26 protein-coding genes, 1 tRNA gene and 2 pseudogenes are annotated in these 26,658 nt (G+C 35.4%); 21 read left to right on the top strand and 8 right to left on the bottom strand.

The annotated features are described in order from the left end of the window. Positions 1-10: 10 nt before the first annotated feature. Both guaB and rsmA read right to left on the bottom strand, forming a co-directional pair. Complete coding sequence (gene guaB, locus ABWU72_RS04545) at positions 11-1,504, bottom strand: IMP dehydrogenase (RefSeq protein ID WP_155968980.1); 1,494 nt, start codon at positions 1,502-1,504, stop codon at positions 11-13. Positions 1,505-1,620: 116 nt separating this feature from the next. Continuing rightward, a complete protein-coding gene (gene rsmA / locus ABWU72_RS04540) occupies positions 1,621-2,433 on the bottom strand; it encodes a 16S rRNA (adenine(1518)-N(6)/adenine(1519)-N(6))-dimethyltransferase RsmA (protein WP_155968982.1) in 813 nt (270 codons plus the stop codon). Between the two features lie 80 nt (positions 2,434-2,513). Here rsmA and ABWU72_RS04535 point away from each other — a divergent pair. Continuing rightward, positions 2,514-2,586: transfer RNA gene (locus ABWU72_RS04535), tRNA-Thr, on the top strand. 24 nt (positions 2,587-2,610) lie between these two features. Continuing rightward, complete coding sequence (locus ABWU72_RS04530) at positions 2,611-3,339, top strand: triosephosphate isomerase (RefSeq protein ID WP_155968984.1); 729 nt, start codon at positions 2,611-2,613, stop codon at positions 3,337-3,339. Positions 3,340-3,552: 213 nt separating this feature from the next. On the opposite strand, the gene dprA is transcribed toward ABWU72_RS04530, so the two are convergent. Next, the gene (gene dprA / locus ABWU72_RS04525; RefSeq protein ID WP_155968986.1) at positions 3,553-4,641 is read right to left on the bottom strand and encodes a DNA-processing protein DprA; all 1,089 of its coding nucleotides are present in this window, start codon (positions 4,639-4,641) and stop codon (positions 3,553-3,555) included. A 61-nt stretch (positions 4,642-4,702) separates the two neighbouring features. Between dprA and ABWU72_RS04520 the strand changes: the two genes are divergently transcribed. From ABWU72_RS04520 to ABWU72_RS04485, 8 genes and pseudogenes are all read left to right on the top strand, one after another. Then, positions 4,703-5,077, top strand: coding sequence for a ferredoxin family protein (locus tag ABWU72_RS04520; RefSeq protein WP_077188509.1), 375 nt, complete (start codon positions 4,703-4,705; stop codon positions 5,075-5,077). A gap of 193 nt (positions 5,078-5,270) precedes the next feature. Beyond that, entirely contained in the window at positions 5,271-6,056 is a 786-nt protein-coding gene (locus ABWU72_RS04515; RefSeq protein WP_155968988.1) for a hypothetical protein, read from the top strand. Between the two features lie 79 nt (positions 6,057-6,135). Beyond that, positions 6,136-7,089 (top strand): D-alanine--D-alanine ligase, encoded by a 954-nt coding sequence (locus tag ABWU72_RS04510; RefSeq protein ID WP_264707607.1) that lies wholly within the window; start codon positions 6,136-6,138, stop codon positions 7,087-7,089. Next, entirely contained in the window at positions 7,070-7,828 is a 759-nt protein-coding gene (locus tag ABWU72_RS04505; protein WP_155968992.1) for a cell division protein FtsQ/DivIB, read from the top strand. The genes ABWU72_RS04510 and ABWU72_RS04505 overlap by 20 nt, the downstream gene beginning before the upstream one ends. A gap of 967 nt (positions 7,829-8,795) precedes the next feature. Then, positions 8,796-9,902, top strand: a complete 1,107-nt coding sequence (locus ABWU72_RS04500; protein ID WP_353283925.1) for a D-alanyl-D-alanine carboxypeptidase family protein — start codon at positions 8,796-8,798, stop codon at positions 9,900-9,902. Positions 9,903-10,001: 99 nt separating this feature from the next. After that, complete coding sequence (locus ABWU72_RS04495; RefSeq protein ID WP_010082606.1) at positions 10,002-10,316, top strand: DMT family transporter; 315 nt, start codon at positions 10,002-10,004, stop codon at positions 10,314-10,316. Positions 10,317-10,332: 16 nt separating this feature from the next. Then, complete coding sequence (locus tag ABWU72_RS04490; protein ID WP_006279756.1) at positions 10,333-10,677, top strand: DMT family transporter; 345 nt, start codon at positions 10,333-10,335, stop codon at positions 10,675-10,677. Between the two features lie 266 nt (positions 10,678-10,943). Further along, positions 10,944-11,946, top strand: a pseudogene (locus ABWU72_RS04485) (transposase); the annotation flags it as partial. Positions 11,947-11,955: 9 nt separating this feature from the next. Here the strand turns inward: ABWU72_RS04485 and ABWU72_RS04480 are convergent. Both ABWU72_RS04480 and ABWU72_RS04475 read right to left on the bottom strand, forming a co-directional pair. Further along, entirely contained in the window at positions 11,956-12,438 is a 483-nt protein-coding gene (locus ABWU72_RS04480) for an IS630 family transposase (RefSeq protein ID WP_231115908.1), read from the bottom strand. Between the two features lie 28 nt (positions 12,439-12,466). Continuing rightward, positions 12,467-12,814 carry an IS630 transposase-related protein gene (locus ABWU72_RS04475; RefSeq protein ID WP_155968342.1) on the bottom strand — a complete coding sequence of 116 codons (348 nt, stop codon included), beginning with the start codon at positions 12,812-12,814 and terminating at the stop codon, positions 12,467-12,469. A gap of 27 nt (positions 12,815-12,841) precedes the next feature. Between ABWU72_RS04475 and ABWU72_RS08205 the strand changes: the two are divergent. After that, positions 12,842-12,992, top strand: a pseudogene (locus tag ABWU72_RS08205) (IS4 family transposase); the annotation flags it as partial. 141 nt (positions 12,993-13,133) lie between these two features. Here ABWU72_RS08205 and putA read toward each other — a convergent pair. The 3 genes from putA to secB form a co-directional block, all read right to left on the bottom strand. Then, the gene (gene putA, locus ABWU72_RS04470; RefSeq protein ID WP_155968280.1) at positions 13,134-16,274 is read right to left on the bottom strand and encodes a bifunctional proline dehydrogenase/L-glutamate gamma-semialdehyde dehydrogenase PutA; all 3,141 of its coding nucleotides are present in this window, start codon (positions 16,272-16,274) and stop codon (positions 13,134-13,136) included. Positions 16,275-16,408: 134 nt separating this feature from the next. After that, positions 16,409-19,003, bottom strand: coding sequence for an aconitate hydratase AcnA (acnA, locus tag ABWU72_RS04465; protein WP_341811149.1), 2,595 nt, complete (start codon positions 19,001-19,003; stop codon positions 16,409-16,411). A gap of 14 nt (positions 19,004-19,017) precedes the next feature. Further along, positions 19,018-19,521, bottom strand: a complete 504-nt coding sequence (gene secB / locus ABWU72_RS04460; RefSeq protein ID WP_006279761.1) for a protein-export chaperone SecB — start codon at positions 19,519-19,521, stop codon at positions 19,018-19,020. Between the two features lie 164 nt (positions 19,522-19,685). Here secB and ABWU72_RS04455 point away from each other — a divergent pair, with 164 nt between their 5' ends. From ABWU72_RS04455 to ABWU72_RS04410, 10 genes are all read left to right on the top strand, one after another. After that, complete coding sequence (locus ABWU72_RS04455) at positions 19,686-20,336, top strand: Tim44/TimA family putative adaptor protein (protein ID WP_155968284.1); 651 nt, start codon at positions 19,686-19,688, stop codon at positions 20,334-20,336. A gap of 17 nt (positions 20,337-20,353) precedes the next feature. Beyond that, positions 20,354-21,049 (top strand): DNA polymerase III subunit epsilon, encoded by a 696-nt coding sequence (dnaQ, locus tag ABWU72_RS04450; RefSeq protein ID WP_064124802.1) that lies wholly within the window; start codon positions 20,354-20,356, stop codon positions 21,047-21,049. Between the two features lie 44 nt (positions 21,050-21,093). Then, positions 21,094-21,702, top strand: coding sequence for an SCO family protein (locus ABWU72_RS04445; protein WP_353283924.1), 609 nt, complete (start codon positions 21,094-21,096; stop codon positions 21,700-21,702). A 30-nt stretch (positions 21,703-21,732) separates the two neighbouring features. After that, a complete protein-coding gene (locus ABWU72_RS04440) occupies positions 21,733-21,993 on the top strand; it encodes a hypothetical protein (protein WP_010962369.1) in 261 nt (86 codons plus the stop codon). 517 nt (positions 21,994-22,510) lie between these two features. Beyond that, a complete protein-coding gene (gyrB, locus tag ABWU72_RS04435; RefSeq protein ID WP_155968288.1) occupies positions 22,511-24,898 on the top strand; it encodes a DNA topoisomerase (ATP-hydrolyzing) subunit B in 2,388 nt (795 codons plus the stop codon). 93 nt (positions 24,899-24,991) lie between these two features. Beyond that, positions 24,992-25,249, top strand: a complete 258-nt coding sequence (locus ABWU72_RS04430; RefSeq protein WP_010962372.1) for a hypothetical protein — start codon at positions 24,992-24,994, stop codon at positions 25,247-25,249. 346 nt (positions 25,250-25,595) lie between these two features. Then, positions 25,596-25,898: a transposase gene (locus ABWU72_RS04425; RefSeq protein WP_151807816.1), complete on the top strand. Its 303-nt coding sequence runs from the start codon at positions 25,596-25,598 to the stop codon at positions 25,896-25,898. Further along, positions 25,883-26,329, top strand: coding sequence for an IS3 family transposase (locus ABWU72_RS04420; RefSeq protein WP_319803649.1), 447 nt, complete (start codon positions 25,883-25,885; stop codon positions 26,327-26,329). The genes ABWU72_RS04425 and ABWU72_RS04420 overlap by 16 nt, the downstream gene beginning before the upstream one ends. Next, positions 26,329-26,493 (top strand): DDE-type integrase/transposase/recombinase, encoded by a 165-nt coding sequence (locus ABWU72_RS04415; protein ID WP_156768648.1) that lies wholly within the window; start codon positions 26,329-26,331, stop codon positions 26,491-26,493. Before ABWU72_RS04420 ends, ABWU72_RS04415 begins: the two co-directional genes overlap by 1 nt. After that, on the top strand, positions 26,483-26,647 hold the full coding sequence (locus ABWU72_RS04410; RefSeq protein ID WP_080717620.1) for an IS3 family transposase: 165 nt from the start codon (positions 26,483-26,485) through the stop codon (positions 26,645-26,647). The genes ABWU72_RS04415 and ABWU72_RS04410 overlap by 11 nt, the downstream gene beginning before the upstream one ends. Positions 26,648-26,658: the final 11 nt, after the last annotated feature.

Genomic DNA, 26,658 nt, shown 5'->3' with positions numbered 1-26,658 from the left:
TTTTTCTGGACTACTCCGAATCGGTTGACAAATTGGACGTTTGATAAGCATAATTTGGAGCTTCTTGTGTAATGACTATATCATGAGCGTGACTCTCTCTTAATCCTGATGCAGTAATAGTAACAAATTTACAATTTTTTTTCATCTCTTCTATATTCCTATTACCAGTATACCCCATTGCAGCTTGCAATCCGCCAATCAATTGATGGATTACTCCTGAAGCTGGACCTTTGAATGGAACTCTTCCTTCCACTCCTTGTGGAACTAATTTGAGTTTTGAATCTTTATCTTGAAAATAACGGCTAGCTGAACCTCGTTTCATTGCACTAATAGATCCCATTCCTCGATAGCCTTTATATGCTCTGCCCTTATACATAATAATCTCACCTGGGCTTTCGTCAGTGCCAGCAAAAATCGAACCAATCATCACAGAGTCAGCACCAGCTGCAATAGCTTTTGCAACATCTCCTGAGTATTTTACCCCACCATCAGCAATTAGTCTGACGTTTCTTGCTCTACACGCCTCTGCAACATTCTTGATTGCAGAGAATTGTGGCACACCAACACCTGTAACTATTCTGGTTGTACAGATTGATCCTGGTCCTATTCCAACCTTCACTGCATCAACACCCGCATCAATCAACGCTTCAACAGCCTCCTTTGTTGCAATGTTTCCGCCAATTAATTGCGTATTAGGATACATCTTTTTTATTTCCCTAATGGTATTGATAACGTTTTCGGAATGACCGTGAGCAGTATCCACAACAACTACATCAACTTCTTCTCCGATCAAAGCTTCACATCTGTCTATACCATCTTTTTTACCAGTGCCAATTGCAGCGGCAACTCTGAGACGCCCTTTACTGTCTTTACATGAATTTGGGTATCTATTGTATTTTTCAATGTCTTTAACCGTAATTAAACCTATACAACAAGAATTTTCATCTACGACCAAAAGCTTTTCTATTCTATTTTCATGCAACAATTTCATTGCTGATGCACTATTCACTCCCTGCTCCCGCACTGTCACTAACTTATCTTTTGTCATCACTTCGGAAACTTTTACATTCATGTTCTGGTCTTCAATAAATCTCACATCTCGGTTAGTTAAAATTCCAACTAACTTGCGTTGATCGACTACAGGAATGCCAGAATAATTGTGCTCTCTCATTAATGAAATTGCTTCCGCAACTGTTTTATCCGGTGAAATCGTAATTGGGTTATACACGATCCAACTTTCATATTTTTTCACCCTTCTTACTTCTAAAACTTGTTCATCTATTGATAAATTCTTATGTATGCAACCTATCCCTCCATGTTGGGCAATAGCTATTGCAAAGCCCGATTCAGTAACAGTATCCATTGCAGAGGATATGAGAGGGATATTTAGTTCTATACTATTTGTTAAATAAGTTTTTGTATCTGCATCGCAAGGCAATATATTAGAATAGGCTGGCAAAAGAAGTATATCGTCAAACGAATAACAAGCTTCCATTTTTTTCATAGGCTTTATTTAAAGCTTATACGCCAATTAATTAAATTGCAATAGGCAAAATTAGCTAGGAGCCTTTAATTGTATAGCTCTAACTGTTTTTAGGAGATAGAAAAGCTATATGGTTGCTAATACATTTTATTGCAAAATAAGCATTCTACATTATTTGCCAGCAAACAAAACTGCTCAATAGTTAAGTTTTCTGGACGCTGGTTTCCGCTCAATTTAGCGTTTTCAAGGACAGTTTCAGCGTGGTTCGTTATATTTTGCAAGCTATTTCTCAGCATCTTTCTTCTTTGAGCAAAAACAGCACGTGTTAATTTTATTAAGGTTTCCAAGTTTACTACAAACTTTGGGGTAGGCAAAGGATTTACTGTAATTACTGAAGAATGTATTTTTGGTCTTGGAAAAAACTCTTTAGGTTCAATATCAAATTCCTTTTTTATATCACATAGTAACTGGCTTAGCACTGATAAGGAACCATAATCTTTAGAATTGGGTCTTGCCGTAATGCGATCTGCTACCTCTTTTTGAAACATTAATGTCAAGTTCGTAAAAAATTTTATATTATTTAACCACTTTAAAAATAACACTACCGAGATATTGTAAGGCAAGTTAGCAATAACTTTAACTGGGCGCTCTATCAGCTCTTCTTCTGTAACATGCAGTGCATCCGCTTCTATAATTCTATACTTTCCTTGATGCTCATTTAGCAGTTGGTCATGGTGTTTTACTAAATCTCTATCTTTTTCTATAGAAAGTAGAGACTTTGGATTATGCACCAATATTTCTCTTGTTAATGCACCATATCCAGGACCAATTTCAATGACATTAAAATTTTCCAGACTACCAGCTAAAGCGACGATTTTTTTTGTTATCTCACTCGATAAAATAAAATTTTGCCCTAGACTCTTTTTTGGCTTCAGTAAAAATTTTCTCATATTATTTTCATTATACAGTATTTTATAAAAATTAGTTGACGAAAATTCATTGATAATTGTATATTATTAATGTGTTTAACGCCGGCTTAGCTCAATTGGTAGAGCAACTGACTTGTAATCAGTAGGTTGTCAGTTCAAGTCCGACAGCCGGCACTCTCGCCCATATAAGTAAAGTTGATGTCCTTTTTAATAGTAGCAAATTGGAAAATGAATGGAATGCGTTCTTCATTTGTTGACTTTATAGGCAAACTTAACAACAAGAGCAACGAAATTACCTCTAAGCTAGTGATTTGCCCTCCTTTTACGTCATTTCCAAGCAGTATAGAGTTGAACAATAATATTAATATAGGAGCACAGAATTGCCATCATAAAAAGTTCGGTTCTTACACAGGTGAAATTAGTGCAGAAATGTTAAAAGAACTAGGGTGTACTTACGTAATACTTGGGCATTCTGAAAGGGCTAATGAAAAAGATAGTGAAATAAAACTTAAGTCGGAAATAGCAATAGAATCAGGCTTACACCCAATTATTTGTGTAGGCGAAAATTCAGAAGATTATAAAAGTGGAAAAACAAAAGAAGTAATAGAATATCAATGCAAAAACCGCTTGCCAACACACGGTGAATATACCGTAGCATATGAGCCAATATGGGCAATAGGCACAGGTCATGTGCCAAATAATGATGCAATTGCTAAGGTGATAGAGGTAATAAAATTGTGTACTAGTAAAAAACACATTATATATGGTGGTTCAGTCAGTTCAGAAAATATAGAAAATTTGCTCAGTATCTCAAATTTATCAGGAGTTTTAATTGGCAGTGCAAGCTTAGATTTCGATCACTTTTATAAAATTATACAACAAGTTGAAAAAAAGTTTTCTCTTATCAATTCTAAAATCAGCAACTAAGAATCCTATAACAAATGGCATCATTTCAGTGTCAAGCATATATAGCTAACCCAAGAAAGATTTCCCTACGTCATACCGCGATTCATTCGCGGTATCTCAGCATAGATTCCGCTAACGAGTAGCGGAATGACGAATTTGTTGTTTTTCAAATTGTAGGTAAACCTAAGCCACTTTAGCTATATCTGTACGAACATCTAGTATAGCTAAAGTAATCTAGAAAATTAACGATATTTTATTCCCCGGTGAACGCTCTATTTTGTTTTCCAACTCTAGTTCTAAAAGAGCCATTAGAGCTATGTTGGTAGAAAGTCCGCTTGCTAGTATAAGTTCATCTATGTCAACAGGTACAGAGTTAATATGATCAACTATAACAGATTTTGCCTGTTGTAATTTTTCTTGTTTTTGGTTAACAAAATGGTGCTCAACATCAAATAGGTTTTTTTGCTGCGGAGGTAAACTAAACCTAATACTCTCTATTATGTCATCAGCGGATTCGATAAGCTTAGCACCGTTTTTAATTAAATAATTACTACCACTACAGCGTGAATCTAAAGGGAAACCAGAAACTGCAAACACCTCTCTCCCTTGATTTAAAGCAAAATCTGCTGTTATTAGAGAGCCAGAACGTTTCGATGCTTCAATCACTGCAACACCCAGCGATAGACCAGATATAATTCGATTCCTCTGAGGAAAATATTGAGGCTTTGGTTTAGTAGCAAATGGAAGCTCAGTAATTACTAACCCACCGTTCCCAGTGATTTTTTTGTATAGATCAAAATTCTCTTTTGGATACACCACATCAATTCCGCTTGCTGTAACAGCAATAGTGGGATGATTTTTGTATATTACACTGTTTGCTGCAGTATCGATTCCTTTTGCAAGTCCAGAAACGATAACAAAACCAGCTTCACTTAAATCAAGTGCCAACTTATTGGCAAAATTTCTTCCATTCATCGAAGAGTTACGCCCACCGATTATTGCAATTATCTCACGGCTTAATAATGATATATCACCAAACGCAGTTATTACAGGAGGACAACTAGAGATATTTCTTAAAAGATCAGGGTAATCTGGGTCACATGCGGGTATAATTTTAGCTCCAATTCTTTTTGCATTATTGATTTCTTCTCGTGCATCTTGAATGCCATACACCTTATTATTAGCCACCCTATTGAGATATTTTAGCACCTCATCTAGCGATCCATGTGTTCTTAGTATACTAAAAAACTTTGTTGGTCCTATAGTTCTAGCCAAGCTTAACCATACTTCTAATTCTTTGTTGTTCAATTTATTTATCTTCATAAAAGGCTTGAATTTCTTATCAATTTAGTGTACCCAAGATAATGCAAATATACAGTGTTTTATGACGCATTTTGTTACAGATAAATGCATAAAATGTAAATATACGGATTGTGTGGAAGTATGTCCCGTTGACTGCTTCTATGAAGGTAAAAACATGCTCGTGATTAACCCAGATGAATGTATTGATTGCGGAGTGTGCATACCTGAGTGTCCAGTGGATGCAATTGTAACTGATGATTCCATAAAAGATATTTTAGAACTAGATGAAGAGTTACTGAACAGTGAACAAAAAATCTTCAAGTCATTTTACAACATAAACGTAGAATATTCACAAAAATGGCCAAATATCACAGCTAAGAAGCAACCCCTCTATACCGCAGAAGAGTATAAGGAAAAAAAGGATAAAACAGCTTATTTTGATGAAAATTTAGAATAATGCTACTGAAGGAAAAGAAACTTTTTGTATTTCAGGGTTGTTGTTTTTGGTTGCTGAAAATAGTTGCGTTATCTAAGTTGTTATGCTGATAAATTAGTATCGATTAATTTAAGGATTAAGGAAAAAGGCTTATTGACTTTTGAAATATTTGATTATAAAACTAGCTGTTAGCATTAAATCTTGGGGGTAAGTTATGAGTATAAATAAAAGAGAAACCATTAAAAAGATTGAAGGGTTACTTTTTCAAGCGAACGGTAATCTTGAAAAAGCATGTGATCTATTATCAACAGTAGAGTTAACCGAAGATGATATTAAAATATTGCTGGAAGAGATGATAAAAGAGTATCATAGCTTGTTTGAAAAGATTTCTTGGAGTTGTGGAATTACTGCAGGCAGTGCACAAGATGCCAACGCAAGCAGCTTCAACGAAGTTTTTAAGCTAGGTTCAAAAGAGTTAGCATTGGCAATGACGTCAGATCTCAGAAAGTCTTATGATCAAGAATTATTTAAGAAATATAAAAAAGAAGAAATGTCTTATCCTGAAGGAGAAGGAGTACAATTTATTAGAGAATTGAGAGTTCTAAGTAGAATACTTACTATATCTTTAATAAGGAAACTTGATGAAGTTTACAAGTTTACTCCAGAAGAAATTGAGCGTTTGAAGGAATATATGTTAGTTAGCAACTATGATATAAGCAAAAGTCTTTCTGATATAGACAAATATATGCATGCACTATCTGCCTTAATTAGAAACTCTTCACTTGATACAAAAAAGATATTTGAGCTAAATAATCGAATGATAATACACACTACAGCCTTAATTGATTTAGTAACTAGTGGAGTAGTGAAAAAAGAAGAAGCAAAAGAACAATCTGCTGAGGATTTAGAAAAGCTTATCTGTGAACAGTATAAAGGTGCAGCAAACACGCCACTACCGTTGCCGAGCACGCTATTTGAAGTGGATAAAAAAAGTGCTTGAAGAAAGTTTATAGTTAGCCAAAGTAGGTATTTAATAAGCTTAATGTAACCATTATGTATGCTATATAGCAAAACATAGAATGCTTATGATTCCAACTATAGCAATTTTAAGTGGTGGATTTTCTTGTGAGAGAGAAATATCGCTTATGAGCGGAAAAGCAGTCAAGAAGGCGCTTGATAGCCTTTCATATAATGCAATAGAAATAGATGTTGACAGCAATATTGCTGAAAAGCTTAAAAAAATTAATCCGGGTCTTGCTTTTATAGCTCTGCATGGACCTTATGGTGAAGATGGCTGCATTCAAGGTTTATTGGAAATCTTAGGTATAAAATATACACACTCAGGAGTTATGGCTTCGGCTGTTGCTATGAACAAGGCAATGTCAAAGCATATATTCCGGTCCCTTAGTATTGATACTCCAAAAGGTTATGTAATTAGCCGAGAAGATCTACTAAAAAATAATATTAAAATTGATTATCCGTACGTCTTAAAACCAATTAATGAAGGTTCAAGTATTGGAGTGTACATAATTTTCTCGCACGAGGATTACTTAGAACTGAAAGATAATAGTTCTACTATAATGGAAAAGATGATCGTAGAAGAATACATACCGGGCATAGAGTTACATACTGCTGTATTGCTGGATGAAGCAATTGGCACTATAGAAGTACGACCAAAAAATAAATTCTATGATTATGAAGCAAAGTATACAGATGGATTTGCAGAACATATATTTCCTGCTGAAATTCCTAACAATATATATAAAATGACCTTGGAACACGCACTGAAAGTTCATCAATTTTTAGGATGCAAAACTATTTCCCGCTCAGATTTCCGTTATAATCCCAAAAATAACACTTTAAAAATGCTTGAGATTAATACACATCCTGGCTTTACTGAGTTATCGTTAGTGCCAGAAATTGCAAAATTGGCAAAAGGAATCAATTTTAATGAATTAGTTAAAATTATTATTGAAGATAGTTTGCAGCACAAAAATATTAGGGATTTAAGTCATGTTGAGCAGTATTACTAGAAGCCAAAGGAGTTTTTTGCGTAAGTGTGCCTTGGTTATTATCACAGCACTTTTTCTTACGCTAATACTTTACAGCTCACTTGATAAAATAATAAATCGATTTAATTACTACTTTACTTGGTATAATGACTGCCTATCTAGTTTATTACTCAGTAGTGGATTTTCAATCGACGAAGTAGTCGTGAGCGGCAATAAATTTACAAACAAAAAGGATATTCTAAGTTTGACAGATAGAACGCAACCTATCCTGTATATATCACTTTCAAAACTTGCCGGTAACATACAATCCGTAAGCAGGTGGATAAAACACGTAAGAGTTCACAGAATTTTGCCCAATACTCTACACATTAATATAGATGAGCATAAACCGTTTGCTCTCTGGAAAGATAATAACAAAACCTCGGTAATTGATTTCGAAGGCAAAGTGATCGTAGATGACTATCTAGTAGATGATCTTGTTGTAATTACAGGACAAAACTCGTTATCAAACCTAGAATTTGTTAGAGATGTGTTAGAGAGTAAAACTCAATTAAGTGACCACATTTCTTCTTTTGCTTATATAGGGAATAGAAGATGGAATATCATACTTGATAACGATTCCACAGTAAAACTGCCTGAAGATAACCCTTATAGTGCATGGGAATATTTAAACCACTTGCAAAATACAACTGATTTTACTTTCAGCGATTGGAGTATTATTGATATGCGTATTACTGATAAAATCTTTGTGAAGAGGTGATCTGCTGTAATCCAAGTAGCCCCTTTTCCTGTCATCCAAGTGCCCAGACACTGGAATCCCGCCGCGAACCGTCATACCGCGATTCATTCGCGGTATCTCTTAACATAGATCCCTTATTTAACCGCCATACCTTAACATAGATCCCGCTAACACGTAGCGGGATGACGAGGTTATCGTCATGTCACCGCGAACCGTCATACCGTCACGAACCGTCATACCGCGATTCATTCGCGGTATCTCTTAACATAGATCCCTTATTTAACCGCCATACCTTAACATAGATCCCGCTAACACGTAGCGGGATGACGAGGTTATCGTCATGTCACCGCGAACCGTCATACCGTCACGAACCGTCATACCGCGATTCATTCACGGTATCTCTTGGCATAGATCCCGCTAACACGTAGCGGGATGACGGTTGTCGTTTAGCTATAAATATTTAAGAAATTTACCAAACGAAAAAAAAGGCAAAAGAAGCCCCGTGGTTGGCTAATTACTTACATTATACTTTCAAGTATGGCGTTTTTTTATTCTAAACGCTTAATAACCGCGATTTAGCTGCTTTTTAATGCAACTAACCTTTAGTCATAAATGTTTAAGAAATTTACTAAACAGAAAAAAAGGCAAAAGAAACCCTAGGGTAGCTAGTTATTCACTATCCATTTTTTAAGTTGGCGTTTTTTTATGTTTTAAATGCTTTATAAGCGCATTTTAGCTTATATTAGGTAAAAACCTAGAACTTTATAAAGACATAAGGTGCACATAGTGCAAAAAATTAAACATGAGACGCCAGATACGTGAGTTTTTTTGTCATTTAATCTGTACAGAGAAGATAAATAAATAGCTTCAGTTTCATGATAAGGGGGCTGGCGAAATGTGTCAAGGAATTTTTATGCAAGAGATCTATTGAAATGCCCCTGTAAAATTATACTATTAATTAGTGCACTATAAATTTAAAATTATAGATATGTTAAGCAGATTGGTAATTTTGCTATTAGTTTCCATACTTCCTTTTTCTTCATACTCATACCAGTTTAGAACCAAAGCAAAGCAAGCAGTAGTCTTAGATTTAGCTTCAGACTCGTTCATTTTTGACCATAATTCCGATGAAAAAATGGCCCCATCTTCAATGAGCAAGTTAATGACTTTATATGTAGCCTTCGATTATCTAAAAGCTGGAATAATACACATGGAGGATAAATTTCGAGTAAGTAGAAAAGCATGGGAAAGGAGAGGCTCTTCTATGTTTTTGAAAGAAGGTCAATTTGTTACAGTGAGAGAATTACTTGAAGGAATTACAATAGTTTCAGGTAATGATGCCTGCATAACACTAGCCGAGGGTATTGCAGGATCAGAAGAGAATTTTGTGGCTGAAATGAATGAAGTTGCACAAAATTTGAATCTGAATGACAGTCATTTTGTCAACTCAAGCGGGTGGCCAGATGAAGATCATTTTATGAACGCAAAAGACTTGGTAATGCTGGCAAAAAGGATTTTCACCGATTTTCCTGAATATTATGATTTATTTTCCGAACAATATTTGACATATAATGAAATTGTACAAAAGAATAAAAATCTTCTACTTTTTCACGACATTGGGGTTGATGGCTTAAAAACCGGCTATACAAATGCTGGTGGTTACGGCATTGTAGCATCTGCAAAACGAAATGATAGGAGAATTTTTGCTGTCGTAAATGGTTTAAACACTGAGAAAGAGCGAATAGAAGAAGCAAAAAGATTGATACAATACTCCTTAAATCATTTTAACACTAAGAAAATATTCGTTAAAGACAGCGTAGTTGAGGAAGTAAATGTTCTCTATGGAAAAGATAGAAAAGTGCCTATTACAGTTGCAAACGATGTTACCATAACTTACAACCGCAAATTGCATGACCAAATTAAGGTGCGTATTGAATATAAAGATATGATACCTGCACCCATTAAAAAAGGTCAAGAAGTGGGCAAAGTTTTTGTAGAAATACCAGGTATTGAGCAACAAACTACACCACTTTATGCAGCAAATGACGTGCAGGAATTGAATTTCGTAGAAAAGTTTTTTAGGATGTTGTTTTAAGTTTGATATTAAAGCAATTCCGAAAGAGAGATCTATTGCACTTTAGTGTAGTTTTAACTAACAATTTCTGTTACAATACAAGATTGAAGTGTTACGAAAATGTGCTGGTTATATTTGTTGCTGTCTAGTATCCTAGAGATACTGTGGGCTGTAACACTAAAGTTTAGTAACAGTTTTACTAAAGTTGTGCCTTCGATTGCAACATTGGTAATTATGATCATTAGCATTTATTTTTTATCTCTTGCAGCATGCTTTCTACCTATTAGAGTATGCTATGCAGTTTCCTCTGGAATATGCACAATTGGAATAACTATAATTGGTGCAACCACTTTCACAGAGAATATTAATTTATCTCAAGTTTTATGTATCGTTTTAATTGTAATAGGAAGCATAGGGCTAAAGCTCTCTATTTAAACCTAAAAATTTATGCATGAATTGGATATATTTACTCTTATCGTCACTAATTGAAGTGTTCTGGGTCATAACACTTAAGCATAGTTATGGATTTACTCATCTCGTACCATCAATAATTAGCATACTCTCCATGGCTCTTAGTACATATTTACTTTCGCTCGCTACACGTTCTATACCTATCGGAGTATGCTATGCAATTTGGACTGGAGTGGGCGCTATAGGAGCTTCGATACTTGGAGTTTACCTATTTGATGAACCAGTTAATTTATTCGAAGTAATATGCTTTATTTTAGTTACATTCGGGATTATAGGATTAAAATTGTTTGATACTGCAAAACAAACTGTTGATAAAATGGAATAAAAGATCCCACTGGGATGAAAGAAGCAGATACTCCATATTGTCATGCAAATTGGAATCCAGACTTTTTTCTATATAGCATGGTGAAGACGGGAAACCGTAACCGTTCACACAATGGCGTCAACTTAAGGAAAAATGTCAGAGATTGTGTATAAAATTTCTCTCCAAATTTTTTATCATTAAATTATCCAAAGAGTGCAAGGGACAGCACTTTTGTTTCTGTTTTATTTCAACAAAAAAGTTTAAAATGTGTCTTTTTTAGGTGAGGCATGCAAAAAGGAAAAGATCTTATCTTACAAATTAAAAATGCAATATACTCGAAAACTTTTCAGAAAATCCATTGTGTTGAGTTTTACACGAACAAACTTTTTCGACAGTATTTTCTATGATTTTAAAGTTAGTTAAAAAAAGTTTGGGAATAGAATGTGAACTTATGGAGCCATTGACATGTACCCTCAAAGCAAGCTTTTTCTAAAGCAAGATATAAGATTTGCCATACAGGCTTTCAAGAATTTAAGCATCCAAACAGCCTATCAGGATGAACCTGAGTTGGAGAGGCTATAGACTTATTGCAGCAGATGGTTCTGGTATGAGATTACCCAGCTCTGGGGAAATTGTATCCGAGTTTGAACCAAATGGAACAACAGGCACCATTGGCAATTTGTTTGTTGATTTGTGTACTTCGCTGATTTGCAGTGCTCGTCTTGCAGCTTGGAATATAGGTGAACAAACGTTGGCGGCAGAGCAATTACCCGAAGTTATCACTCAAATGCGTTTATTAAATCAAGAGAAATTATTATTTATCTATGATCGTCTTCAGTAAAATTCATTCAGCAGCATTATGATTTGGAAGTAGATTTTATTTTTTGCTTGCAAAAAAGAAATTATAGTAAGCTATGGGAACGCTGGCGAATTAGATTTTGATTTTATATTAGAAAATGAAAAGCTAAAAAATAAAATGAAAGGACAGAAAGTAAGAGTTATAGTGCTGACATTAGCCAACTGAGAAACAGAGTTTTTGACCGAGACTTTGGAGCAAAGCTTATGTGTTAAGGTGGCACATAGAGGAAACGACTCAAAGTAGGAGCAGAGTTAGAGAATTTTTCTGGAGAGGCTGTATTACAAGAATTTTGGGCAAACTTGGTCATGTGCAATATATTATCGCTTCATATGTGTGATGCACAAGGGCCTTGGAACCCAGATCAAATTACTGAGTATCGTTTAAATTTTTCAGTTTTATTTGGTGTAATGAGGCAGAAACTCTATCAGGTATAGTATTTTCTAAAATGAATGATAAATTTCCATTATGGTATTACCAACCAAAAGTTGTAAGTCTGTATATTTATGCATTAAAGGTCTGAGGCGGCTTTTGATGGTATTCCAACAATGCTCTATAGGGTTCAAATCTGGTGAATATGTTGGTAGATAGAGCAAACGGCATCTAGCATTATCTATTAACTCCTTTGTTTTGGGAGTTTTATGGAATGTGGCATTGTCCATAACTATTGTAGTACCATGTGGCAATTTAGGTAATAACATCTTCTCTAACCATGTATTGAATACCTCTTTGTCACACCCACCTTTGAAAGTCATTGGTGCAATAAATCTCTTTCCAATCCACCCGCCTATTATACTGATTCTCTCTCGTTTTCTTCCTGGAATATCTGCATAAATTTTCTTTCCTATTGGAGCACGTCCATACTCTCGGTATAACCTATTATCAACTCCTGCTTCATCTATATATAAGATGCTGGAATGGTCTATTTTTGAGATTTTATCGGTAAATCGCTGCCTATCTTCTTGATTGCGCTCTTGATATAGTGTAACTTTTTTTTAAAGTAATTCTTAGCTGTTTCAGCCTATACCAAATTGAATTTATTCCAAATCCAAGATTTTGTTTCATCTCTGCCAGCGTATGATCTGGATTCTTTTTAACATATTCTTCGAGTATTTTTGGGTCTATTTTTCGAATAAAGCTGCCGTTTTTCGATGGCCTTAGGCTTTCACCAGCGGCTTTCTTTCTTAACCAGCGGTACAGAGTTGCTATTCCTATCTCCAAAAGCTCTGCCACCTCAACCTTTGACTTCCCTTTTTCTATCATCGATACTGCCCTTTCCCTTAAATCCACACTATACGCCATTATAACTCAAATAGCTTATTATACCTTTATCATTTACTTTGGGAAGTACTATACTTATTGCGCCAAAAAACTTTCAAGCCCTTTTTAAGTATACGCGCTAAAGTTAAAATCCGACCGGGACAGCCGCAATAAAGTAGATAAGCCTAAACGCCATCATGTCTTTAGGAGAGTTTGCTAATGAAAGTTCTTAAGTTGACGCCATTGGCTGAACGGATACGATTTATTTCAGTGCATGAGCTGGTCCTTTTCGGATTTTAGCGCTGTGTACATAACTGCACGAACGTCTAGTTTAGGGGTAAGAAAAATTAGGGCCCGCAAATTAATCCAAACACATAAGTGTAGTGTTACCACCAAATGCTGTAGTGTTAACACTTACAACTTTTTCTGTAGAAAAACGCTGTAAATAATGAGGACCACCAGCTTTTGGCCCAGTGCCAGATAGTCCTCTACCACCAAATGGTTGTATCCCAACTGCTGCACCTATCTGGTTACGGTTGATGTAGACATTTCCAACTGATATTTTTTTACTTATAGTGTCAATTTGACTTTGTATACGACTCTGCAAAGAAAACGTAAGCCCATATCCAGTACTATTTATATCACTTATAACTTCATTTAATTGTGACTTGTTAAAACGTATGATATGTAAAATAGGACCAAATACTTCTTGCTTTAATTGCGAAATTTTTTGTATCTCATAAATATATGGAGGAAAGAAATAACCATTATGAGAATTTGTATCCATGGGTACTTTAAATAACAGATTTGAATCTTTATCCTCTGACATTTTTTGCGTATGTTGAGTGAGCATATCGATAGATGCTTTATCAATTATTGGACCAATATCAGTACTAAGTTGTATTGGGTCACCAATCTTGAGTTCTTGCGCTGCACCGCATATCATTTTTATCTGCTTCTCTGCTATGTCCTCTTGAATAAACAGCACTCTAAGCGCAGAACAGCGTTGGCCAGCGCTGCGAAACGCAGAAAGCAAAACATCCATAGCCACTTGCTCTAAAAGAGCAGAGCTATCAACTATCATAGCATTTAATCCGCCAGTTTCAGCAATAAATGGCACAATAGGACCATCCCTATTTGCAAGCATTCTATTAATTATTTGAGCGGTTTGTGTTGAACCAGTAAAAGCTACACCGGAAATTCTATTGTCTGGAACTAATATTTTGCCTAAATATCCACCATCCCCAGGAATGAGGTGCAACACATTTTTTGATATCCCAGCTTCATGTAGTATCTTAACAGCTTCATAGGCAATAATCGGCGTTTGCTCTGCCGGTTTTGCCAGCACTGCATTACCTGCTGCAAGTGCAGCTGAAACCTGCCCAATGAAGATAGCGAGCGGAAAATTCCACGGTGATATGCATAAGAAAACTCCTCTGCCTTCAAAAAAGATGAAGTTATCTTCACCTGTTGGCCCTGGCAATTTTTTCCAGTCGCTCAGTTCATTTTTTGCTATCGTTGCGTAGTAACGTAAGAAATCCACTGCCTCTCTTACTTCCGCTATTGCATCAGATAAAATTTTTCCTGCTTCTACGATCAGAATGTAAATCAACTCTTTCATCCTTTCTTCAAGCAAATCTGCAGCTTTTTCAAGGCATTTAGCGCGCTCTACTGCTGAAACATTCTGCCATTCAGCAAAAGCACTATGTGCTATTTCAAGAGCGTTTAAAGCTTGATCGCTTGTTGCACTTGACACTTCTCCAATTACATTTTCCAAATGTGCAGGATTCACTACTTCGATAAATTCAGCATTATCAAATAGTGCTTTTCCATCAATTATTGGTCCAACTTGCCACTTTTTTTCACTAAAACCCTTTATATCATCTGCAAATTGTGAGACTATCACATAATCACTAATATCCATCCCCAAGGAATTTTTTCTTTCTGGTCCCAAAATATCTTGTGGTAATGGAATGCCTGGATGAGGTTCATAATTAAAATTTATAGCTTTTTCCAGTGGATCTGAAATTAACTCATCGATTTTAACGTTAGGATCACTTATTTGATTAACAAACGAACTATTAGCTCCATTTTCAAGAAGGCGTCTTATAAGATAAGGCAACAAGTCACTATGTTCCCCAACGGGTGCGTAGACACGACAGCTAACATTTGTTGCAAGCTCTGACATTGCATAATCATATAAGTCTTTTGCCATTCCATGTAAGCGTTGAAATTCAAATCCAGGGTGGTTTTTATCAGCAAGTTCCATGATAGAAGCAAAAGTATAGACGTTATGAGTTCCAAAGCATGGGTAAAAGCTGTTTGGTTTACTCAAAAGTTTCTGTGCGCACACGAGGTAAGATACGTCAGTATAGCTTTTTCTTGTAAATACTGAGTAATCATTTAATCCCAATTCTTGCGTACACTTGATTTCTGAATCCCAATATGCACCTTTTACAAGCCTCACCATAATTTTGTGCTTTGATCGAATAGCAACATCCTCTACAAAGTCAAGAACAGATAAAGCACGTTTTTGATATGCTTGTACAGCCAAGCCGAGCCCTTCCCACTCAGAAAGTGATTCATCAAGCCGTAATTGTTCAAACAAGATTAAGGAAATTTCAAGCCTTTCTGTTTCTTCTGCGTCTATGCATAGTGAAATGTTGTATTTTTTTGCCTCGCGGCAGAGCTCTAAAACCTTAGTGAATATCTCACCAGCAATTCGGCCAAATTGACTAAATTCATAACGTGGGTGTAAAGCAGAAAGTTTGATTGAAATTCCATGGGATTTAAAACAATCATTTATTTCAGTGGATTCACCTATAGCTTTTATTGAGTGCATGTATGAATTAAAATACTCTTCTGCATCCTCAGTTGTGTGAGCAGCTTCGCCAAGCATATCAAAAGAGTATAAAAACTTACTATTGTCATCTAGTTTTGCGTACCTTAAAGCTTCTTCTATGGTTTCTCCAACAACAAAATGATTACCAAGCATAGACATTGCTTGTTTTACTGCTTTGCGAATGATCGGTTCTCCTAAATTCTTAAGTAACTTAGAAATTGCGTAATAGAACTTCGAATCGCCTTCATTATCTCTCAATATACTGCTACCTATCATTAAACTCCACGTGGAAGCATTGACGAACAATGAAGAAGAATATCCTAAATATTTACTCCATTCTTGATTGGCAATTTTATCTTTGATTAGCTCGTCTATTGTATAATCATCTGGTATTCTAAGTAGCGATTCAGCAAGGCACATCAATGCTATTCCTTCATCATTGGAAAGCGAGTATTGCTGCATAAAGGAATCTACAATACTTAATTTATTGTGTTTGATTTTTTCAATAACTTGTTTTGCAATATTATAAATTCTATTTTTTGAATCAGCCGAAAGCTCTGCTTTTTCTACAAGATAACGTATATAACTCTTTTCATCAGTACGATAAAATCCTTGTAAACGTTTTCTGAGTTCATTAGGTTCTTGTATAGAGCTTATCATATATAATTATCTCCAAAAAATACTCCGACACCATATGTATGGTGAAATTATATCATAACTTTGCGCAGAGCAAATTGCTATTTACAAAGGGATCAGGGCTGGCTAAAAGAAGTCCATGCAATAACTTCACTAAATCAAAAAGATTGTGCAAGTATGTAGCTCAACACTCCACCACACATCAAGTATTTAGTCTCAGTTGCGGTTTGTACACAGCATTTGAGTTGAATTGATTGCCTTGAATTATCCTTTCTTTTGATGATACATTCTAGATTTCCACCTGGCACTATTTCACCTTTTATGCTTATTACCTTACTACCATCAAATATCTTTCTGGTTATTCCATTTTGAAATACAAGTGGAAGAACACCCATACCAACTAAGTTGGACCTATGTATACGCTCAAAGCTTTCTGCAATGACAACTTTAACCCCCAACAATAAAGTACCCTTTGCTGCCCAATCCCTACTTGAACCTGTGCCATATTCTTTTCCTGCAACAATGATTAGAGGTACATTATTTTCCTTGTAACGCATTGCTGCATCAAAAATTGACATAATTTCTTGAGAAGGAATATATTTTGTATATCCACCTTCGGTGCTAACCATTTCATTTTTTATTCTAATGTTAGCAAAAGTGCCACGCATCATTACATTGTGATTACCACGGCGAGACCCATATGAATTGAAATCCTGTGGTTCAATTCCAAGCCCTTTTAAATATAGACCGGCAGGACTACTCGAGGCAATATTTCCCGCAGGGGAAATATGATCAGTAGTTATGCTATCGCCAAACATTGCCAATATTTGTGCACCCTTTATATCGATTTTATTATTTTTAGGTGATAAGTTATCAAAATAAGGCGGATTTTGTATGTAAGTGCTGTTTGCATCCCAATTATAGATTTCACTTTTTTCACACTTTATCTTTCGCCAATGTTCATCACCAGAAAAAACATCCTTATACTTTTGTATGAACATCTCACGTGTTACCACACTTTTAACACAATCTTCGATTTCATTGTTTGTTGGCCATATATCTTTGAGATAGACATCATTTCCATTCTTATCTTTGCATATTGAATCTTTTGTCAGATCAATTTGCACAGTACCAGCAAGTGCATATGCAACAACAAGTGGCGGAGATGCCAAGTAATTAGCTTTGACTAACGGATGAATTCTTCCTTCAAAGTTACGATTGCCAGATAAAACTGCAGCAACGGTTAAGTTTTTGTTTTTAATGCCATCTTCTATATCTTTATTAAGTGGACCAGAATTCCCAATGCAAGTTGTGCAACCATATCCAACTAGATTAAAACCCAAAGCATTTAGATCTACCTGCAATCCAGACTTTTCTAAATATTCTGTTACAACTTGTGACCCTGGAGCAAGAGAAGTTTTAACCCAAGGCTTTGATTTTAATCCAAGTTTAATTGCATTACGAGCTACAAGACCTGCAGCAATCATCACACTTGGATTAGAAGTATTAGTGCAGCTTGTTATTGCTGCAATAACTACACTTCCATCTTGGAGTTTATCGCTTTCCTTTGACTCATTAACTAAAAATGATTTAGAAAAAGACTCTGCCACTTGTGAAAGAAAAACCTTATCTTGTGGTCTTTTGGGACCAGCCATTACTGGCTCCACGCTTGATAAATCAAGCTCTAGTGTGTCAAAAAATGCTAACTCGTCACTACTACGCCACAGTCCTTGCTCTTTCGCATAAGCCTCAACTAGCTTAATCAGCTTTTCTGGCCTTCCGGTTAAGCTTAAATAATCTAGCGTTTTTTGATCAATTGGAAAAAATCCACAAGTTGCGCCATACTCCGGGGCCATGTTTGCTATAGTGGCTCTATCTGCCAAAGATAAATAATCTAAACCATCACCATAAAATTCTACAAACTTACCAACAACGCCTTTTGTTCTTAGGATATTGGTAACCGTCAGCACTAAATCGGTCGCAGTTACTCCTTCCGACAATCTGCCAATTAATTTAAATCCAACTACTTCTGGAATCACCATACTAATTGGTTGACCAAGCATCACAGACTCAGCTTCTATGCCTCCAACACCCCAACCAAGAACTGATAATCCGTTAACCATTGTAGTATGGCTGTCAGTACCAACTAAAGTATCAGGATATATGACTCCATCATTATTACACACAACTTGCGCTAAATATTCAAGATTCACTTGGTGGCAAATCCCTGTGCCAGGCGGCACTACTCTAAAATTTGTGAAGGACGATTCTCCCCACTTTAAAAATTGATATCTCTCCAAATTTCTTTTTACTTCTAACTCAACATTCTTACTGAATGCGGAAACACTTCCATAACTATCTACTTGAACAGAATGGTCAATCACAAGATCAACCGGTACAGACGGATTTATATTGCTTGGGTTTCCTCCATTTTTCTTAACATAGTCCCGCATTGAAGCTAGATCAACAACAGCAGGAACCCCTGTAAAATCTTGCATCAACACCCTTGCTGGTTTATAGCTAATTTCGTGATTAGTGTGTTTATTAACGCAGTCTGCTAGTACTCTTATGTCATCTAGCTTTACGTTCACTCCATCTTCATTGCGCAATAAACTTTCAAGCAGAACCTTAAGTGAGCAAGGCAATTTAGTCACATCTATTCCTAAAAATTCACTAGCACTACTTAGGCTAAAATAGTTGTATGACTTCCCGTCAATGTTTAAAGTCGTTTTTGCATTTAAAGAATTGTTCATCCTATCACACTATATTAGTTAAAATTGGAATTACTGCCGTTACTTTTTTGTTGTTGACCTTGCTGCTCATACATAGTTTCGAAATCTATCGGATCTAGCATCAGTGGGGGAAATCCACCACTACTTGTAACTCTTGCAATTATTTCTCTTGCAAAAGGAAAAAGAAAAGTAGGTCCGCCAATAAACAAAGCTTGTCTTACCTCTTCCTCACTCAACTCTTTTAAATTTTCTATTGAAAAAATGCCACAATATTTCGTCTCACAAATGAAAGCTACACCATCTTTTATGCCTTCATCTTTTACCGTTGCTTTGACTTCTATATGCAAAGTAATTTCATGAAAAGATTTTTCTTCATTCACTTCTTCTTTGTTTTTCGTCCCTTCTAATTTTGCTGAATTGATATTAACCATTACATTAATATCTGGAGCTTTACTAGAAGAAAGGAATGGCGAATTCGGATTCTCAAATGATAGATCTTTAACATATTGACCGTGAATTCTCATTTTTTGTTGTGGCATTTCTTACGTCTCCTTTAATTAAGTTGAGATATTTAATACTTTCTTATATAATATATTCATTTACAAACGAATAGCAAACCTGATTATAAGTTGATATGAAAAACATATTTTCATTAATAATTAATAATGTTCGGATACTTTATATGCCAAGGAGTTGAGTTACTATGATAGAGCTTGTAATATATGCTTTATTAGCGGCGTTCATTTTTTCACGTTTGTATAATTCTTTAGGAAGGTCAGCCAACCTCAACCTAAAAAAGCTAACTAATGTATTGGATGTAAGCCGAAGTAGAGAAGATGTAGTAGAAAACATTGAGGGTTACATTGATAGCAATGATGAAAATTCAATAAAAGTTACTTATAAACAAATATTAAAAAAAAACAAAGATTTTTCTATTTCCCACTTTATAGAAGGTTCAAGCATAGCTTTTGAATTAATAATAAAATGTTTCAATCAAGGAAATTTGTCTCAGTTAAAACCACTTCTCGATAAAGACTTATATGATAATTTTGCAGAGAAGATTAAACATCGTAAAGAGGTGCACGAGTCTATAATTGTTTCTATCGTTTCACAAAAGATTTTAGAAATAAAGCTAGTAAAAAACGCAGTGTTTATTGCAGTATATTTCCTTTCAGAGCAAATTAACTTCGTTAAGAACAATGAAGGAGATACAATATCAGGTAGTACATCCACTATTAATAAAGTTGAGGATGTATGGCAATTCAAAAAAAATGTTAATTCATCAGACCCAAGCTGGTTGCTTGTTTCTATTCACTATAAAAAGACAAGTAACGATAAGACAAATGATAAGTAAGATGAGTTTTATTTGAAATGGAAAGCAAGCTACGCGAAATAGTACTTGACACTGAAACGACAGGTCTTGACACTGAATCTGGTCATCGAATTATTGAAATAGGGTGTGTGGAATTAATTAATCGTATTCCAACAGGTAAAGTATTCCATCGGTACCTTAACCCAGAAAGAGATATACCTTATCACTCGTTTAAGATTCACGGTATTAGTGAAGAATTTTTAGAAGATAAACCATTATTTTCAGATGTTGCACTTGAATTTCTTGACTTTATATCTAATGATATTTTGGTAATTCACAACGCTGAATTCGATGTTAAGTTCCTTAACATGGAGCTAAGCAAGCTGAATGCTGGGTTAATTTCCTCAGATAGAGTGCTAGATACATTACCTCTTGCGAGGAAAAAATTCGCAGGATCACCTGCTTCTTTGAATGCATTATGTAAGCGTTTTGATATATCGCTAGAGAATAGAGAATTGCACGGAGCACTAGTTGATGCTCAATTGCTTGCAAAGGTATATGTTGAACTTACAGGAGGGTTACAAACCTTTCTGTTTGATAATGAATGCAATCAGGACAGTAACTCTACATTCGTTCAGCATAAAGTGCGTAATCTAACTCCCAGAGAACATTCACCAAATAGTGAAGAAATTGATGAACATAAGAAACTGTTAGACAAAATTAACAATACACTTTGGAATAAATATATTGAATAGATCAACCAATAAAGATACAATTTAATTTTACTGAGAGCACCCTAATGGTAAGGTTTATAAGATTGTTATCTAATATGCTAGTAGCATTAGCAGTTGTTTTTTTAGGTTATTGTTATTTCACTAAAAAAGGCATATTTGCCCCAGCAGCGATTCACAACGCAGAAGTTAAGATAGGCGGAGATTTTTCTTTAATTAATCAGGACGGACAGATCTTGCGCAGTAGTGATTTTAAAGATAAATACATGATGATTTTCTTTGGGTTTTCCTCATGCAAAAGAATTTGCCCTATGAACCTTGGAATAATTTCAGAAACACTTGCAAAGTTAGATGAGAAAACTAACAACAAGCTACAAACATTCTTCATCACAGTCGATCCTGAGCGCGATAGCACGGAAAGACTTAAAGAATTTCAGCAGCAATTTGACCACAGAATACAAATGTTAACTGGTGAAAGAGAAAAAATAGACGAAGTAATTGCAAAGTATAAAGTATATGCTAGCAAAGTTGGTGGAGAAGAAGAAATCAACCATTCTTCAATAATGTACCTTATTGGCCCTGGAGGAAAATATGTTACACACTTTGCAGCTGATTTAAATTCAGACGAAAGTCAATCTGATAAGATTTTGACTGAGATAAGAAAATACGTAAACTGAATTATAGATTTTTCTGTTAATTAGTCGAGCATGCAACTGCATGAGCATTATGATTTGAGAGCAATCTCCATGGGAAGACACACACAACTGTACGAACGTTGTAGTTTGGGAGCAATTCCCACCAGTGGGGTGTCATCCCAGTGCCCAGACACTGGGATCCAGCTTCTATGCAACTTAATTAAAAACGTTTGTTTTAGCGTAAGACAACTACCTTTAGCTCATCAGCTCAGTTATAAGCAAAATTTCTGGATTCCAGTGGGCTTTGTTGCATCGCTACTTATGAAAGGCTAACTATAGTTAGGATTATAAGTAACCTATTGAAAATCTTGTTTTTTTGCAATCAATCTGATCAAATTTAAGAATAGTAATTTATTATTTACATTAATAAATTTAATTCTATTGAAAATAGCTAAAGCATTGAAATTCTTGAATTTTAGCCGGATTAGTGAGTGGTAGTGAAATTTCTTTTACTCAAATTTAGGTATTCACTGACCGTTCTTGTTATAAATACCAGAATAATAAGCTACTGATATTCTCCATCTTTTTTATCTTTAATCCATCATAGCTAGCGATGCAACAAAGCCATTCCAGTGTCAAGCACTGGAATGACATCATCTGTTGTGCAATTTACCTTCAAAAATGAATGTTCGTACAGTTATGGAAGACACATTGGAATGACACTATTTGCTGTCTTCAAAAATAAACATTCGTAAAGTTGTGCTTTTAATATGGGTTATCAGTTTAAAAATGTTGCTAATCAGCATATATGAATGTAATATTAATTAACATTCATAAACGAAGCAATACCATGGAAAATAGTTATAATGCCGATGCAATAAAAATCTTAAGGGGTCTTGATGCTGTAAGGAAACGTCCAGGTATGTACATTGGTGACACTGACGATGGATCTGGCTTGCACCACATGGTATATGAGGTTGTTGATAACGCAATAGATGAATCTTTAGCTGGATATTGTGATCAAATTGAAGTTAGCATAAATAAAGATGGTTCAGTATCTGTAACTGATAATGGTCGTGGCATTCCAACTGACATTCATGAAGAAGAAGGAATATCAGCAGCAGAGGTAATAATGACTCAACTCCATGCTGGTGGTAAATTTGACAGCAATACCTATAAAGTTTCTGGGGGATTACATGGTGTTGGAATCTCAGTTGTGAATGCATTATCAAGCTGGTTGGAATTAACTATTTGGCGCAATAAGAAAGAACACTTTATGCGTTTTGAAGATGGTGAGTCTATTGAACCTTTAAAGGTAGTCAACGAAAATACAAACAAAAGAGGAACTAAAGTCACGTTCATGCCATCAACAGAGACTTTTAATGGCATTAATTTCAGTTACTCAACGCTTGAAAGTCGTATAAGAGAATTAGCATTTTTAAATTCAAATATCGACATTACTTTACGTGATCTGCGCAATGAACCATATACAGAATCTCATTTCAATCAGAGCAATCAATCTAAAGACAATTTTGGTACAGCAAATTTTGTGCAGTATTTAGATAAGAATAAGACACATGTAACTAAAATTGCCAGTATGAAAGGAGATGCAGAAGATCTTGGCATCAGCTTGGAAATATCGATGGAATGGAATGATTCCTACTATGAGAATATGTTGTGTTTCACTAATAATATACGGCAACGAGATGGTGGTACGCATTTGGCAGGATTTAGATCTGCACTAACTAGATGTATCAATACCTATGCAACTAATGAAGGGTTTTTAAAGAAAGCAAAAGTAAATTTAACTGGAGAGGACGTTAGAGAAGGTTTAACTTGTGTTTTATCTCTTAAGATGCCTGATCCTAAGTTTTCTTCACAAACAAAAGATAAACTAGTTAGTTCTGAAGCACGTGCAGTTGTAGAAAGTATAGTTTCTGATAAATTGAGCACAATCCTTGAAACTGATCCCAAATTGGCAGCAAGCATAGTAGAAAGAGCAATCAGGTCAGCAAAAGGAAGAGAAGCTGCAAGAAAAGCGCGCGAGCTAGTTAAAAGCAAAAACAATATTGATATTGCAACTCTGCCAGGAAAGCTTGCTGATTGCCAGGAAAAAGCCCCTGAGTTATCGGAATTATTTATAGTAGAGGGTAATTCAGCAGGTGGTACTGCAAAGCAGGGGCGTAATCGTAAAACACAAGCAGTGCTTGCCTTAAGAGGAAAAATTCTAAACGTAGAACGTGTAAGTTTAAATCGTATTTTTTCATCTGCAGAAATAGGCTCTTTAATCACTGCAATTGGTGCTGGAATAGGGAGTGAACACTTCGATATTGAAAAAGCTAGATATCATAAAATTATCATCATGACAGATGCAGATGTTGATGGTTCACATATAAGAACTTTGATTCTAACTTTCTTTTTTAGACATATGCGTGAAGTTATTGAAAAAGGTTACTTATACATAGCACAGCCACCCCTCTATAAAGTTACAAAGAATGCCAAAGACACTTATATTAAAGATGACGAAACTTTTGAAGAGTATATAATAAACTCAGCAGTTAAAAGATTAACACTAAGTGGTACAGCTACAGAATTTAACAACTTACGCCTTATTTTGAATAAATGCGTTAGCACTTCTAATATTAGCAAAAATTATGATAGAGAAATACCACAAAATCTCTTAGAGTCATTGCTAATTTTAAGTAAAAAGAATGCTCTATCATCGGCTGATGAGATATTAAAGTATTTGAAGTTAATGTACAGCGAATACACTTGGGAAGTGGAAATAAAAGATGAAGAAAAAGAAATTCATATCTCTAAATTGTTTCAAGGATTGGCAGACAAATATATATTTGCACTTAGTATGCTTGAAGGCAAAGATATGCAAAACATATTAAGTTTGCTTGATGGTATAAGTAATTTATTTAATGGTGATTCATTTTTAAAGTCACAAGAAACTGAAATAAGAATCACTTCTCCAAGTACGCTTGCAAAAATAATAATGGACTATGGTAAAAAAGGTTTAACTCTGCAGAGATTTAAAGGTCTTGGTGAAATGAATGCTGATCAGCTATGGGATACTACGTTAAATCCTGAGGCTAGAACTTTATTAAAGGTTGAAATAAAAGATTGTGAAGAAGCTGATTCCATATTTTCAATATTAATGGGTGATATAGTTGAACCACGCCGTGATTTTATTAATAGCAATGCACTTAATGTGCATGATGTTGATATTTGAACTTTTAGCAAAATGTACGAACGTTACGGGTTTAAGCAAAGACTGTGTCATTCAAGTAGCTGACACTGGTTCCTTTATAACGGTGTCATTCCAGTGCTTGACACTGGAATCCAGGTTGCTCACAAGCAAACTAGCATAGAAAGTGGTTACAACGTTTTCGATGAGATTGCAGAAAGGCTGGATTCCAGTGTCAAGCACTGGAATGAAAGCAGTCCTACGTCATGCCGCGATTCATTCGCGGTATCTCTAGATCCCGCTAACAAGCAGCGGGATGACGGTTGTCAGGGTGTCATCCCACTACCTTCTCCTGTCATCCCAGTGCCTCCCTCCCCTGTCATCCAAGTAGCTTGACACTTGTATCTTTATGATGTGAGGCATTAGAGCTAAAATACCTCACAGGGAGGGTGAAGCTGATGCAACGCTAATGCCATTAAGGCCGAATCCCAGATTTTGCTTCCCTCCCATAGAGTTATAGCTCTTCTCATAATAATCCCAATAAGGTAAGAATGGATTTATGGTAGAGGGGTTTGTATGCCAGCAGCGTATAGTTACGACTTAAGGAAAAAAGCAATGGAAGCAATGGAAGCATTGGATGAAGGAGAAAGTAGAGCAACTGTTGCCAAGTGACCTTACCCAGAAAAAGTGGAGAGAAAGAAAGGAGTTTTTTCGGGTAAAATAAAATTTTGGAGGATTAGAAATGGTAAGAGAATATACGGCAGAATTCAAATTGGAAGCTGTTAAGCTGGCAAATGAACAAAGAAAGGTAGGTCAACCAGTTGCAAAAGTAGCAAGAGATCTAGGAATAAGGGATAGTGTATTAGGAAAATGGATGAAGAAATATAACGAAAAAAAGTCAGCGGCAAATGCATTTCCAGGTAGAGGTAACATGGCTCCTTACGACAAAGAGAGGTTTGATTTACAAAGCAAGAGTAACAAGGGAAAGAGACATTTAAAAAAAAGCCCTGGCCAGTCAAAAAGAGTAAAATATTTTTTTATATAGTAACTGCTATAAAGTACAGGAATTATGTAGGATTTTCTGCTAGTGGCTACTATAAGTGGACCACAAGAAAAATAAGCAGTAGAGAATCAGCAAATAAAGAGCTACTCGCAGCTATTCAAAAAATATATCAAGTTTCTAAATGTAGATATGGAGCTCCTAAAATTCATGCTGAATTGAAGGCTTTGGGTAAAAGTTGCAACTTAAAAACAGTGCAAAGTATTATGCAGAAAAATGGTATTCAGGCTATATTGAGAAGAAAATTTAAAATTAAGAAACAACAAACGGACAGTAGAGTCGTAGCTCCCAATATATTAGACCAAAACTTTATTGTCGATCAACCAAATAAAGTATGGGATTACTTATATAAAAACCAAAGAAGGATGGCTATATTTGGCAACAATAATCGATCTATATTCACGCATGGTAGTTAATGAGCAGTTCAATAAATAAACAATTGGTTATGGACTCTTTATTAATGGCCGTTAACAAGCGTAAACCTGCCAAAAATCTACTATTACATAGTGATCAAGGTTCACAATATACTTCGCAAGGTTATCAATATCTCTTATCCATAAAAAACATAGATGAGTTATAAAGGTTGTTGTTACGACAATTCTGTTGTGGAAAGCTTCTTCAGTTCTCTAAAAAGGGAGTTACCAATAGACACCTCTCGACACTCTAAACAGCATATCAAAACTGCTATATTTGAATATATAGAAATTTTTTATAACAAACAACGTCACTATTAACTATAGTACTT

Source organism: Wolbachia endosymbiont (group A) of Lypha dubia, assembly GCF_964028575.1.
GTDB lineage: Bacteria > Pseudomonadota > Alphaproteobacteria > Rickettsiales > Anaplasmataceae > Wolbachia > Wolbachia pipientis.
The sequence above is the reverse complement of the archived record's forward strand: the minus strand, read 5'-3'. Positions and strand labels throughout refer to the sequence as shown.

Coding starts and splice junctions, on each gene's coding strand:
- ABWU72_RS04475 (WP_155968342.1), bottom strand. CDS start 12,814: ATGGCGTATAGTGTGGATTTAAGGGAAAGGGCAGTATCGATGATAGAA.
- ABWU72_RS04445 (WP_353283924.1), top strand. CDS start 21,094: ATGGTAAGGTTTATAAGATTGTTATCTAATATGCTAGTAGCATTAGCA.
- ABWU72_RS04455 (WP_155968284.1), top strand. CDS start 19,686: ATGATAGAGCTTGTAATATATGCTTTATTAGCGGCGTTCATTTTTTCA.
- ABWU72_RS04495 (WP_010082606.1), top strand. CDS start 10,002: ATGTGCTGGTTATATTTGTTGCTGTCTAGTATCCTAGAGATACTGTGG.
- secB (WP_006279761.1), bottom strand. CDS start 19,521: ATGCCACAACAAAAAATGAGAATTCACGGTCAATATGTTAAAGATCTA.
- ABWU72_RS04410 (WP_080717620.1), top strand. CDS start 26,483: ATGAGTTATAAAGGTTGTTGTTACGACAATTCTGTTGTGGAAAGCTTC.
- acnA (WP_341811149.1), bottom strand. CDS start 19,003: ATGAACAATTCTTTAAATGCAAAAACGACTTTAAACATTGACGGGAAG.
- ABWU72_RS04510 (WP_264707607.1), top strand. CDS start 6,136: ATGCTTATGATTCCAACTATAGCAATTTTAAGTGGTGGATTTTCTTGT.
- rsmA (WP_155968982.1), bottom strand. CDS start 2,433: ATGAGAAAATTTTTACTGAAGCCAAAAAAGAGTCTAGGGCAAAATTTT.
- ABWU72_RS04530 (WP_155968984.1), top strand. CDS start 2,611: ATGTCCTTTTTAATAGTAGCAAATTGGAAAATGAATGGAATGCGTTCT.
- ABWU72_RS04520 (WP_077188509.1), top strand. CDS start 4,703: ATGACGCATTTTGTTACAGATAAATGCATAAAATGTAAATATACGGAT.
- ABWU72_RS04515 (WP_155968988.1), top strand. CDS start 5,271: ATGAGTATAAATAAAAGAGAAACCATTAAAAAGATTGAAGGGTTACTT.
- putA (WP_155968280.1), bottom strand. CDS start 16,274: ATGATAAGCTCTATACAAGAACCTAATGAACTCAGAAAACGTTTACAA.
- gyrB (WP_155968288.1), top strand. CDS start 22,511: ATGGAAAATAGTTATAATGCCGATGCAATAAAAATCTTAAGGGGTCTT.
- ABWU72_RS04490 (WP_006279756.1), top strand. CDS start 10,333: ATGAATTGGATATATTTACTCTTATCGTCACTAATTGAAGTGTTCTGG.
- dprA (WP_155968986.1), bottom strand. CDS start 4,641: ATGAAGATAAATAAATTGAACAACAAAGAATTAGAAGTATGGTTAAGC.
- ABWU72_RS04440 (WP_010962369.1), top strand. CDS start 21,733: ATGCAACTGCATGAGCATTATGATTTGAGAGCAATCTCCATGGGAAGA.
- ABWU72_RS04415 (WP_156768648.1), top strand. CDS start 26,329: ATGAGCAGTTCAATAAATAAACAATTGGTTATGGACTCTTTATTAATG.
- ABWU72_RS04500 (WP_353283925.1), top strand. CDS start 8,796: ATGTTAAGCAGATTGGTAATTTTGCTATTAGTTTCCATACTTCCTTTT.
- dnaQ (WP_064124802.1), top strand. CDS start 20,354: ATGGAAAGCAAGCTACGCGAAATAGTACTTGACACTGAAACGACAGGT.
- ABWU72_RS04425 (WP_151807816.1), top strand. CDS start 25,596: ATGGTAAGAGAATATACGGCAGAATTCAAATTGGAAGCTGTTAAGCTG.
- ABWU72_RS04505 (WP_155968992.1), top strand. CDS start 7,070: ATGTTGAGCAGTATTACTAGAAGCCAAAGGAGTTTTTTGCGTAAGTGT.
- guaB (WP_155968980.1), bottom strand. CDS start 1,504: ATGAAAAAAATGGAAGCTTGTTATTCGTTTGACGATATACTTCTTTTG.